The 11,356-nt window shown below is 76.1% G+C and carries 11 protein-coding genes; 5 read left to right on the top strand and 6 right to left on the bottom strand.

Translation table 11 applies throughout. The features are described from left to right. Nucleotides 1–10: 10 nt before the first annotated feature. Complete coding sequence (locus PGN05_RS12850) at nucleotides 11–121, top strand: DUF6766 family protein (RefSeq protein ID WP_419752938.1); 111 nt, start codon at nucleotides 11–13, stop codon at nucleotides 119–121. Nucleotides 122–151: 30 nt separating this feature from the next. Here PGN05_RS12850 and PGN05_RS12855 read toward each other — a convergent pair whose 3' ends face one another. From PGN05_RS12855 to PGN05_RS12870, 4 genes are all read right to left on the bottom strand, one after another. Beyond that, on the bottom strand, nucleotides 152–1,849 hold the full coding sequence (locus tag PGN05_RS12855) for a SpoIIE family protein phosphatase (RefSeq protein WP_419752939.1): 1,698 nt from the start codon (nucleotides 1,847–1,849) through the stop codon (nucleotides 152–154). Between the two features lie 75 nt (nucleotides 1,850–1,924). Continuing rightward, the gene (locus PGN05_RS12860; RefSeq protein ID WP_419752940.1) at nucleotides 1,925–3,022 is read right to left on the bottom strand and encodes a spore photoproduct lyase family protein; all 1,098 of its coding nucleotides are present in this window, start codon (nucleotides 3,020–3,022) and stop codon (nucleotides 1,925–1,927) included. A 64-nt stretch (nucleotides 3,023–3,086) separates the two neighbouring features. Further along, on the bottom strand, nucleotides 3,087–4,124 hold the full coding sequence (locus tag PGN05_RS12865) for a M23 family metallopeptidase (protein ID WP_419752941.1): 1,038 nt from the start codon (nucleotides 4,122–4,124) through the stop codon (nucleotides 3,087–3,089). Further along, on the bottom strand, nucleotides 4,121–4,837 hold the full coding sequence (locus PGN05_RS12870; protein ID WP_419752942.1) for a hypothetical protein: 717 nt from the start codon (nucleotides 4,835–4,837) through the stop codon (nucleotides 4,121–4,123). Before PGN05_RS12870 ends, PGN05_RS12865 begins: the two co-directional genes overlap by 4 nt. A 164-nt stretch (nucleotides 4,838–5,001) precedes the next feature. Here PGN05_RS12870 and PGN05_RS12875 point away from each other — a divergent pair, with 164 nt between their 5' ends. The 4 genes from PGN05_RS12875 (at nucleotide 5,002) to PGN05_RS12890 (ending at nucleotide 10,411) form a co-directional block, all read left to right on the top strand. Continuing rightward, complete coding sequence (locus PGN05_RS12875; protein ID WP_419752943.1) at nucleotides 5,002–5,271, top strand: hypothetical protein; 270 nt, start codon at nucleotides 5,002–5,004, stop codon at nucleotides 5,269–5,271. A 96-nt stretch (nucleotides 5,272–5,367) separates the two neighbouring features. Further along, nucleotides 5,368–7,356 (top strand): hypothetical protein, encoded by a 1,989-nt coding sequence (locus PGN05_RS12880; protein ID WP_419752944.1) that lies wholly within the window; start codon nucleotides 5,368–5,370, stop codon nucleotides 7,354–7,356. Further along, complete coding sequence (locus PGN05_RS12885) at nucleotides 7,353–8,876, top strand: SCO6880 family protein (RefSeq protein ID WP_419752945.1); 1,524 nt, start codon at nucleotides 7,353–7,355, stop codon at nucleotides 8,874–8,876. Before PGN05_RS12880 ends, PGN05_RS12885 begins: the two co-directional genes overlap by 4 nt. After that, complete coding sequence (locus PGN05_RS12890) at nucleotides 8,873–10,411, top strand: hypothetical protein (protein ID WP_419752946.1); 1,539 nt, start codon at nucleotides 8,873–8,875, stop codon at nucleotides 10,409–10,411. The genes PGN05_RS12885 and PGN05_RS12890 overlap by 4 nt, the downstream gene beginning before the upstream one ends. A gap of 26 nt (nucleotides 10,412–10,437) precedes the next feature. Here PGN05_RS12890 and PGN05_RS12895 read toward each other — a convergent pair whose 3' ends face one another. Together PGN05_RS12895 and lepB are read right to left on the bottom strand one after the other, a co-directional pair. After that, on the bottom strand, nucleotides 10,438–10,623 hold the full coding sequence (locus tag PGN05_RS12895) for a hypothetical protein (RefSeq protein WP_419752947.1): 186 nt from the start codon (nucleotides 10,621–10,623) through the stop codon (nucleotides 10,438–10,440). Nucleotides 10,624–10,785: 162 nt separating this feature from the next. Then, nucleotides 10,786–11,356: signal peptidase I (gene lepB, locus PGN05_RS12900; protein ID WP_419752948.1), on the bottom strand; the 571-nt coding region annotated here is incomplete at its 5' end.

Here is an 11,356-nt window from a genome sequence, read left to right on the forward strand (position 1 = left end):
GCAGTCGGAGATGCTGGCGGTCGGGTCGATGGCGATCGTCGCCGTCCACCTGCGGCAGCGCGGCTCGCCGGAGTCCGAGCCCGTCGGCGCCTCGCACGCGAACACCGGTCAGACCGGGTGATGCTCCCCCTACCGGGTGGCAGGGGGTCGGTCAGCCGGCGGGGACGGTCAGCGCGAGGACGGCGAGGTCGTCGGCGTCGTACCGCGAGTTCCGCAGCTGCTCCTCGACCGCGGCGGTGACGGCGGCGACGGTGTCCTCCGCCCGGCAGGGCGCGGCCGCGAGCACCCGGGCCAGCCCCTCCTCGCCGAACTGCCCGTTCGCGTCGTCCCGTGCCTCGGTGACGCCGTCGGTGTACAGCACCAGCGTCGCGCCCGGCGGGAGCTCCACCGTGACGACCGGGAGCTCGAGGTCCTCGGTGATGCCGAGCGGGCGGCCCACCGCGCCGACCTCCCGCACCGCGCCCGCCGTCCGCAGCAGGGGCAGCGGGTGGCCGGCCACGGCCGCGGCGGCCTGCACGCCGTCCGGGCACGGGGAGAGGACGAGGCAGCAGGCGGTGACGAACCGCAGCGGCCCGTCGCCCTGCTCGTGCAGCAGCGCGGCGTTGACCGCGCGGAGGACCTCGGCGGGGTCGCAGGGCCCGCCGGCCGTCGAGCTCGCCGCCGCCCGGGCGGTGTGCCGGGCCAGCGCCGTGACCGCGGCGGCCTCGGCGCCGGTGCCGCACACGTCGGCGATGAGCACCATCCACCGGCCGTCGGGCAGCGGCATGACGTCGTAGGTGTCGCCTCCGACCAGCGCGCTGCCGCCGCCGGGCCGGTAGCGCGCGGCCAGCTCCACGCCCGGGATGACCGGCAGGTGGGAGGGCAGCAGGCTGCGCTGGAGGGTGTCGGCGAGCTGCCGGACCTCGGACTCGGCGCGCAGCCGGCCGAGGAACTGCCCGATCTGCCGGCCGGCGTGGGCGAGCACGTCCTGCAGCTCGGGCGGAACGGGCCGCTGCTCGCGGGAGAACAGCTCGCAGACGGCCAGCACGTCGTCGCCGCGCAGGACGGGGAAGGCGATGCCGGTCCGCAGCCCGTCGGTGCGCGCGGCGGAGAGCCGGGCGAGGCGCGGCTCGGCCCAGAGATCCTCGATCACGACCGGTGCCCGGCGCGACCACGCCAACCCCGGCAACGGCTCCCCGCGCCCCAACCGGTGCGCGTGGGACGCCTCGTGCAGCGCCGGCGACTCCGATCCCGGGGTGGTCCAGGTGCCGACGTGGTGCAGGCGGCGGCTCGCGGCGTCGGGCTCCCACAGCGTCGCGGCGTCCCAGTCCAGCTCGGTGCACAGGGTGGGCAGCAGGTCGCGGAAGGCGACGTCGGCGTCGGCCGCCTCGGTGAGCGCCGCGGTGACCCGCAGCGTCGCGGCCAGGTAGCGGCTCACCTGGAACTGCCGCTCCAGGAGGATCGTCGTGCTCGCGTCGCGGAGAACGGCCACGACGAGCGCGCCGTCCGCGGCGGCGTCGGGCTCCGCAGCGAGCCGGGAGAGGGTGAGGTCGACCGCGACCTCGTGCCCGGCCGTGTGGAGGGCCGGCACCTGGGTGGTCGCGCCGACCAGCTTCCCCTGGCCGGTCCGGCGGAACCGGGCGAAGCCCTCGCCGTGGGCGTGGCGGAGCCGCTCCGGCATGAGAACGGTCAACGGCCGGCCGAGCAGGCCAGCGGGATCGTGCCCGAGCAGCTCCCGAACCGCCGGGCTGACGTAGGCGATGCGCCCGTCGGCGTCGGCGACGACCACCGTGTCCGGGAGAGCCGCGAGCAGCAGCGGGGCAGCCAGGGCCGAGTCGAACTCGGACGCCATCCTCTCCGCAGTGCTCACGACGTCCAGGGTCGCACACCTACGGTCAGCTCCCGGGCACGCACCGTCGACATGTGGCCATGTCGACACAACGACCTAGAAGGCGTAGCGCACCCGCAGCCACGGCGCGTGCGCCGCGATCAGCTCCTGCAGCCGCGTGACGCCGGCCCGCTTGACGTCGTTGCGGTAGCGCACGTTCCACTGGCCGTTCTGGCTGCGCTTGGGCTGCTGGAGGTCCGGGCGCCAGAGCAGCTCCTCGGCCCTCGGGTGCCAGCCGAGGTTCACCTCGTGCAGGTCCCGGTTGTGGGTCAGCAGGATGACCTCCGCGGCGGCCTGCGCCTTGGCCGGGGGGGAGAGCTCGTCGTCCAGCCGGCGCAGCAGCTGCGCCCAGTCGGCCTCCCACCCCTCGCGCAGCACGACGGGGGAGAGGTTGAGGTGCACCTCGTACCCGGCCGCCACGAAGTCGTCGACCGCCGCGATCCGCTCGGGCACGCGGCTGGTGCGCACGTCCAGCACGCGCGCGTCGGCCTCCGGCATGAGCGAGAACCGGATCCGCGTGCGCCCGCGCGGATCGAGGTCGAGCAGCTGCCGGTTGACGTACTTGGTCGCGAAGGAGGCCTTGGCGGTCGGCAGCTCGCGGAACGTGGCGACGAGGTCGGCGACGTTGTCGCTGACCAGCGCGTCGACCGAGCAGTCGCTGTTCTCGCCGATGTCGTACACCCAGCTGACCGGGTCGCACTGGTCGGGCTCGGTCTTGGGGCCCTGGCGGGCGACGTGCCGGCGCAGGTAGCCGGTGATCTGCTCGATGTTGGTGAAGACGGTGATCGGGTTGGCGTAGCCCTTCTGCCTCGGGACGTAGCAGTAGGCGCAGGCCATCGCGCAGCCGTTCGCCGTCGACGGGGCGATCCAGTCGGCCGAGCGGCCGTTGGGCCGGGCCGACAGCGACTTCTTCACGCCGAGCACCAGGGTCTCGGTCTTGACCCGGACCCAGCGCTCGACGTTGCCGGCGTTGCCGTGCAGCTCGGGGATGCGCCAGTGCGAGTCGACCTCGACCACCTCGGCGTCGGGGAAGCGGGCCAGGACCTGGCGGCCCCGCGGGGAGGCGAGGGCGGCCGGTTCGGCGTGGATCTCGCGGACCTGCAGCAGCCGGGAGAGGTCGGGGTGGACGGGGGACGGCGAGGGGACGGCCTCCACACGGGGTACAGCAGCCCGCCGCGAGCCGGGATTCCGCTGGTCCCTGCGCCGCGCGCCACACCCGTCAGCGCACGTCCAGGCCCCGGTCGGTGAGGAAGGGCAGCGGGTCGACGGGGGCGCCGTCCTGGTACACCTCGAAGTGCAGGTGGCAGCCGGTCGAGTCGCCCTTCGTCCCGACGCGGGCGATCTGCTGGCCGGGGACCACCGGCTGGCCGACGACGACGAGCAGGTCGTCGTCCTCCATGTGCGCGTACCGGGTGACCAGGCCGCCGCCGTGATCGACGACCACGAGGTTGCCGTAGCCCGACGACGCACCGGCGCGGACGACGACCCCGGACGACGCGGCGAGGATCGGGGCGTCGCACCCGGGCGCGAGGTCCAGCCCGGCGTGCAGCCGCACCCCGCCGCCGGTCGGGCTGTTCCGGGGGCCGAACCCGCTGGTCAGGGGGCCGTCGGTGGGGGTGGTCCAGTCGCCGGTCACGGCGCGCAGGACCGGGCTGGCGCCGGTGCAGGCCGTCGAGCCGGTGCCCGGTGCGAGGCCGGTGACGGTGGCTCCGGAGAGCGCCGCGGTCACCTCGAGGGCGTCGTCCCACCAGCGGGCGTAGTGGTAGGGGTCGGCGTTGCGCTGCGTGCGGTGGGCGGCCAGCGTCGGCGGCAGGGACTCCCAGCCCTCGACGTCGAGCAGCGCCCGGTAGAAGTTGGTCGCCGAGGTGGTCGGGTCCATGCGGTCCTCGTAGCTGCCCCACGCCCCGTTGGCGCGCTGCTGGAACAGCCCGCGGCTGTCGGGGCCGACGGCGTCGCCGTGGTCGACGACGGTCAGGGAGGACTCGCCCATCGCGGTCATGACGCCGATGACCTGGCCGCGCGCGCTGATGCCCAGGTCCTCGCCGGCCTCCATGATCAGCGCCGCGTTCACCAGGTGCTCGCCCGACCAGCCGGCGACCGGGCCGTCGGGCATGCCGGCCACGCTGACCGACGTCCCGACGGGCGAGCACGCCCCGGCCTGCGGGTCGTCCTCGGCGGTGACCAGGGCCGCGGTGACCAGCCCGCCGGCGACGACGACCGGCGCCAGCGCGGCGGCCACGAGCAGCAGCCGCCTCACGGCGCCGGCTCCGCGGGGACCTCGTCCAGCGGCCCGGCATCGTCCGCCGCGGGCACCTCGTCCAGCGGCCCGGCATCGCCCGGCGCGGGCGCGTCGTCCAGCGGCCCGGCATCGCCCGGCGCGGGGACGTCGTCCAGCGGCTCCGCATCGCTCGGTGCGGGCGCCTCGTCGAGCGGCTCCGCACCGGGAGCCGAGGGGGTCGCGGACTCGACCGGCGTGATCCGCTCGACCAGCCAGGGCGCGCCGGCCCCCTCGCGCACGAGCAGCACGGCGTACTCACCCGCGTCGGTGGGGACGAGCACGGTGGACAGGTAGGAGCTGACCGCCGGGGTCGGCAGGGGAGCACCGGTCACCGTGGACGCCGGCACCAGCGCGGGGTCGGTGGCCTCGTAGGCGGTCGTCGCGGTCGGGCTGAGCAGGGGCGACAGCCCGGCCCACCAGTCCGCGGCCGCGAGGTGGGGCTGCGCGAAGGCGGTCATCGCCGCCTCGGCCGTGTCCAAGGCAGCCTGCTGGGAGTCGGCGTCGTCGGTGGGGGAGGGGGGTGCGGCCGGCAGGTGGGCGTCGGCGTCCCCCGGCTCCTCCTCCGCCGCCACCGCGGCGGCCGTCGGCTCGGGGCGGGAGGCGGCACGGTCCGGCGCGCCGCCGCAGCTGCTCAACAGGAGCGCCGCGGCCAGCGCGGCAGCTCCTGCGAAGCGCCGTCGCGAGCTGGACATGCCCGTGACCCTCCCCTTCGCCCGGCGGGACCCCCGCCACACCGGTGCACAAGGAGTACAGCCGGTCAGGGGACTTGACGGGACCCCCAATGTCGGGCATTGCCGCAGGTCCCGGGCAGAACGCACCGTGTACTGGTCACACCCGACCGACCAGGACGGAACCGATGAGCACGCTGGCACCTCTCGCGCAGGCCGTGGTCGACCCCGGCCAGGGCATCGCCCCGCCCGGCTCCGAGGGCATCGTCACGATCGTCCAGTGGGTCGCCTGGATCGTGCTGGCCGTCTGCGTCGTCGGCGTCCTGATGGTCGGCGGCCGCATGGCGCTGGCCCACCGGCGCGGCGAGGGCGCCGAGCACGCGGTGAGCCTGGCCTACGTCCTGGGTGGTGCGGTGCTGGTCGGCTCGGCGTCCGGCCTGATCGCGGCCCTGGTCTGACGGCGCGCGGGGGCGGGGGCCGGCATGGCGGTGGAGACGACGACCACGGAGGCGACGGCTACGGCCACCTCCGAGGCTGCGCCGACGACACCGGCCGTGCCGGCGACCACGACCGCCGCCCAGCCGACGGTTCCGGCGGCTCCCGAGCCGACGACGCCGAGCGTCGCGCCGGAGCCCGAGCCGACGCCGGACCCGGCACCCGTGCCCACTCCGGAGCCCACGCCGACGCCGGAACCGACCACGACGCCGGAGCCGACCACGGACCCGACGACGACGCCGGAGCCGACCACGGACCCGACGACGACGCCGGACCCGACCACGGACCCGACGACGACGCCGGACCCCACCACGGATCCCACGACGACGCCGGACCCCACCACGGATCCCACGACGACGCCGGACCCCACCACGGATCCCACGACGACGCCGGACCCGACCACGGACCCGACGACGACGCCGGACCCGACCACGGACCCGACGACGACGCCGGACCCCACCACGGACCCGACGACGCCGGACCCGCCTGCTCCGCCGACGCCGCAGGAGACGGCGGTGGAGGTGGACCGGATCCCCGCCGCGGTCGTGGACGCGGCGCCGACGCCGCAGGAGACCGCGGTCGAGGTGGACCGCATCCCCGCCGCCGTGGTGCCCCCGGCGCCCGGTCCGGACGACGGCCGCTCGGGCGGCGGCTCGTTCGGCGGCGGACCCGACGGCGGAGGTCTCGACGGACCCGGCCCGGACGGCTCGGGCCTCGACGGCTCGGCTCTCGACGGCTCGGGTCTCGACGGCTCGGATCTCGACGACTCGGGCCTCGGGGCCCTCGACCTCGGCGACTCCCTCTCCGGGAGCGCCGACATCAGCAGTACCGACCCCACCGCCACCGACATCGGCGAGGCGTTCCTCGACCCGGCCATCCCGGCCGCGGGCGTCGGTGTGGCGGACCAGAGCGGAGGGAGTGACCCGTTGGGCGACTTGGCGCGGGAGATCGTCGAGGCGGCCGGCGACGCGCTGGCTGCCGTGGCGCGGCTGTGGGCGGACCCGCCGTCCCCTGGACTGGGCGTCATCGGCTCCGACGGCATCGCGACGCCGTCCGAGGCGACGGGGCTGCTGACCGGGTCGCTGGCCTGGTACACCGGCGCCATCGCCGTCCTGGCGGTGCTGATCGCGGCCGGGCGCATGGTGTGGCAGCGCCGCACCGCTCCGCTGGCCGAGCTGATCCGCGGGCTGGGCACGCTGGTGCTGGTCTCCGGCGCCGGACTGACCGGCGTGATCCTCCTGGTGAGCGCCTCCGACGCGTTCTCCGGCTGGATCCTCGAACAGGCCACCGGGGACGTCGAGGCCGGGCTGACCGACCTGCTGGCCCTCCAGAGCACCGATGAGCTGTCCGTCGTCCTCACCGTGCTGGTCGGCACGGCCACCCTGCTGGCCGCCGTGGTGCAGGTCGTGCTCCTGGTGGCGCGGGGCGTGGTGCTCGTCGTCCTCGCCGGGGTGCTGCCGTTGACCGCCTCGGCGACCAACACCGACACCGGCCGGGCCGTCTTCGTCCGGACCCTGACCTGGACCGTCGCCTTCTCGCTCTACCAGCCGGCCGCGGCGCTGGTCTACGCCGCCGCGTTCCTCACCCCGCTGCCCGAGGAGTCGCCGCTGGTGGCGGCGCTCACCGGCACGACGTTCCTCCTGCTGGCCATCGCGGCCCTGCCGGTGATGCTCCGGGTGCTGAAGCCGATGGTGCGGACCGTCGCCGCCACCAGCCGGGTGCGCGCCACCGCCTCGGCCGGCCTGCCGACCGGCGCCCGGCCGGTCGCCCCGGTCACCGTCGCCGCCGGCCCCAGCGGCGGGTCCTCCTCGGTGCGGGTGCCCTCGGCCCGCGGCGCCGCTCCCCGCCACGCGGCCGGCACGCTGCCGCGCGACCCGCGCACCGGTGCCGCCCGGCTGGGCGTGGCCGGCCCGGTCGTCGACGCCTTCCCCGGCCTGGGCCGCCGGCCCGAGCGCGAGGCCATCCGCGCCCGCGCCGCCGCCGGGCCGGCGACCGAGACCGCCGCCATCCCCGGCCCGCGTCCCGACGGAGAGGACCCCCTCGCGTGACCGCCCCCTCCGCCTCGCCCCGCACCTACGGGAACTGGCGCCGCCCGGGCAGCCCCGGCCTGGGCAACCTCGGCGCGCTCGGCACCGGTCTCCTGCTCCTCGGCCTGATCGCCGTCATCGCGACGCTGATGACGGCCGGGCTGCTGTGGGCCATCGGCGCCGCGGTCGTCCTCGGCCTCCTGCTGACCCTCCTGGTGGTCCGCGACCGCCACCACCGCTCCGGGGTGCAGCGGCTGTCGGCCCGGATCGGCTGGGCGCGGGCCCGCCGCCGCGGGGCGACCGTCTACCGCTCCGGTCCGCTCGGCCGCACCCCGACCGGCACCTTCCAGCTGCCCGGGCTGGCCGCGGCCTCGCAGCTCTCGGAGTGGCAGGACTCGCACGGCCGCCCGTTCGCGATGGTCACCGTCCCGGCGACCCGGCACGCCACCGTCGTCCTGATGACCGAGCCCGACGGCGCCTCGCTGGTCGACGAGGAGCAGGTGGACACCTGGGTCGCGCACTGGGGCGCCTGGCTGTCCGCGCTGGGCAACGAGCCGGGCCTGGTCGCCGCGTCGGTCACCATCGAGACCGCCCCCGACTCGGGCACCCGGCTGCGCCAGGAGGTCGACACGCACGTGGACCCCCACGGCCCCTCGGTCGCCCTGGCGATGCTGCGCGAGGTCGTCGACTCCTACCCGGCGGGCTCGGCGACGGTCACCGCCTTCGTCTCGCTCACCTTCACCACCGCCGGGCGGGCCGGTGGACGCAAGCGTGAGCCGCAGGACGTCGCCCGCGACATCGGCACCCGGCTGCCCGGCCTCACCGCCGGGCTCAGTGCCACCGGCGCCGGCGTCGTCCGGCCGGCCACCGCGCAGGAGCTGTGCGAGGTGATCCGCGTGGCCTACGACCCCTCCGCCGCCCGCGTCCTCGACGAGGCCCGCGCCACGGGGGGCGCCCCGGAGCTGCGCTGGGCCGACGTCGGCCCGACCGCCGCGCAGGCCGGATGGGGCTGGTACCGCCACGACGGCGCGCTGTCGGTGACCTGGTCGATGACCGAGGCGCCGCGCGGCGAGGTCTACTCGTCGGTGCTGGCCGACCTGGTGGCACCCCACCCCGACATCGACCGCAAGCGGGTCACCCTGCTCTACCGCCCGCTGGACGCCGGACGTGCCGCCCGCGTGGTCGAGGCGGACCGGCGCACCGCCGACTTCCGGGCCGCGTCGTCCTCCCGGCCCACTGCCCGCACCCTGCTGGAGCAGCGGGCCGCGACGCTCACCGCCGAGGAGGAGGCCCGGGGTGCGGGCCTCATCGACTTCGGGATGCTGGTGACGGCGACCGTCGCCGACGCCGACCTGCTCGACGACCCGCACGCCGCCCTCGACGTCGCCCGGGCCGCGATCGACAGCCTCTCCGCGACCGCCCGCACCCAGCTGCGCCCGGTCTACGGGTCGCAGGACTCCGCCTTCGCGGCCGCGTTGCCGCTGGGCATCGTCCCCTCCGCCCACCTGGCCGTCCCCGGCGAGCTGAGGGAGGCGCTGTGAGGCGCACGCGGCCCTCGCGGCCGGTGCCCGGTCCCGGCCCCCGCGGCTGGCCGGGGCCCGGCGGTGGCGCGGCCACCTACGTGCAGGCCCCCGACGAGTGGCGGGCCACCACGGTGCAGGCGTGCGGCCTGTGGCCGTTCGCGGCCGGCGCCGGGACGCCGATGACCGGGGTCCCGCTCGGCCGCAACCTGCTCTCCGGCGCGACCCTCTGCTGCGACCCGATCAGCTGGTTCCAGCGGGCCAACCTGATCAGCAACCCGTCGGCCTTCGTGCTCGGCAAGCCGGGCCTGGGCAAGTCCACCGTCGTGCGCCGGATGGCCCTGGGCCTGGCCGGCTACGGCGTGCTGCCCATGGTGCTCGGCGACCTCAAGCCCGACTACGTCGACCTGGTGGAGGCCATCGGCGGCCAGGTCATCCGGCTCGGGCGTGGGCGCGGGCACCTCAACGTGCTCGACCCCGGCGAGGCCGTGGCGGCCGCCCGGCGGCTCACCGGCGACGCCCGCACCCAGGTGCTGGCCGACGCGCACGGACGGCGTCAGGCGATCGTCTCCGCGCTCATCACGGTCATGCGCGGCACCCCGCCCACCGACCGCGAGGAGACGGTGCTCGACCGCGCGCTGCGCGTCCTCGACGACACCCACGACACCGACCGGGTCGGCGCGCCGACCCTGCACCACCTGCTCGAGGTGCTGCGCGCCGCGCCCGAGGACGTCCGTGCCGCGGCCCTCGACCGCGGTGACCGGTCCCGCTACGACGACGTCACGGAGGACCTCGAGGCCACCCTCATCGGCCTCACCGGCGGCGGGCGGCTCGGCCGCATCTTCGCCGAGCCGACGACGACGCCGATGCGCCGTGACCGGCCGGTGGTGTTCGACGTGTCCAGCGTGGACGACGCCCAGAACGACCTGCAGGCCGCGGTGCTGCTGGCCTGCTGGTCGGCCGGGTTCGGCTCGATCAGCGTCGGGCACGCGCTGGCCGACGCGGGCCTCGAGCCCCGCCGGCGGCACTTCGTCGTGCTCGACGAGCTGTGGCGGGCCCTGCGGGCCGGCCGCGGCATGGTGGACCGGGTCGACGCGCTCACCCGCCTCAACCGGCAGCGCGGCGTCGGCATGGCGATGGTCAGCCACACGATGAGCGACCTCCTGGCCCTCCCCACCGAGGAGGACCGGATGAAGGCCCGCGGCTTCGTCGAGCGCTCCGGCATGGTGATCTGCGGCGGCCTGCCGTCGGCGGAGATGCCGATGCTCACCTCCGCCGTCCCGCTGACCCAGGCCGAGCAGGACCTCCTCGTCGGCTGGCAGGACCCGCCGGCCTGGAACCCCGGGGCGGGCGCCGAGGCGGAGCCCCCCGGCCGCGGTCACTTCCTCGTGAAGGTGGGTGGCCGGCCGGGCATCCCGGTGCACGTGGCGCTGACCTCCGTGGAGCGCGAGCTCAACGACACGAACAAGATGTGGCACGAGCTGTCGCGGTCCTCCGAGGACGTCGCCGTCCCGCCGGCCGGGTCCCCGGCCACCGACGGCCCGCTTCGCGGCTGAGCCGGGTCACCGGCCCCCCGCGGGAGTCACTCCGCCGGCACCACGAGCACCGCGTGCGGGAAGGGGTCCTGGGCGTCCTCGAACGCGCCCAGCGTCGCGAACGCCACCAGGCCGCCCGTCGCCGCCACGGTCGCGAGCGAGGCGCCGACCTTCCGGAGCAGTCCGTGCCGGCGGCCGGCCTGCTCTCGCCTGGTCGGCGCTCCAGCTGTCACCGTGCAGTCTCCTTCGGTCGGGATCACTCTCGGTAGCGACGACGGCCGTGCGTCACCCGCCCCGGTGACCGCCGTCCGTGCGCGCGGGGACAGGGAACCGGTGGCCGTTCGTCACTGACGGCCACCGGTCCGAGTGGTGCGAGGGGAGAGCGGTGCGTCGCGTCAGCAGCCCTCGGAGGGGTCGGGCAGGGCGCCCGGGGACGGCCACAGCCGCCAGGAGACCGTGCCCACCATCGAGTCGACCGGGACGGGACCGAAGGAGCGGGAGTCCAGCGAGCGGTCCCGGTTGTCGCTCAGCAGGAACAGCGTGTCCTCGGGAACGTCCACCGGCCCGTGGAAGACGCCGTCCAGCCGGGACCGGTCGATGGCCGGCTCGCACACCGGCTCGCCGTTGATCAGCAGCAGGCCGTCCTCGATGGCGACCTCGTCGCCGCCGACGCCGACCACGCGCTTGACCAGCAGTCCGTCGGCGTCCAGGGGGTCGTGGACGGCGACCACGGTGCCGCGCTCGACCGGCCCCGACCCGCGCTGGACGACCAGGAGATCGGCGGTGTCGACCGTCGGCTGCATGCTGTCGGAGTCGACCCGCATGACCTGCCAGGGCAGCACTCCCGCCATGGACGCGATCAGCACGAGCACGAACCCGACCGCCAGCCAGGGGCCGAGCTGCAGCAGCCGGCGCCACAGGGCACCGCCGCGGACACCGGTGCGGGGGTCACCGGTGTCCGCGGCG

The organism is Geodermatophilus sp. CPCC 206100 (genome assembly GCF_048569675.1).
Lineage (GTDB): Bacteria > Actinomycetota > Actinomycetes > Mycobacteriales > Geodermatophilaceae > Geodermatophilus.

Bases quoted from the DNA above. Each gene is read 5' to 3' on its own strand.
- PGN05_RS12850 (WP_419752938.1), top strand. From the start codon at position 11: ATGCTGGCGGTCGGGTCGATGGCGATCGTCGCCGTCCACCTGCGGCAG.
- PGN05_RS12875 (WP_419752943.1), top strand. From the start codon at position 5,002: ATGAGCACGCTGGCACCTCTCGCGCAGGCCGTGGTCGACCCCGGCCAG.
- PGN05_RS12870 (WP_419752942.1), bottom strand. From the start codon at position 4,837: ATGTCCAGCTCGCGACGGCGCTTCGCAGGAGCTGCCGCGCTGGCCGCG.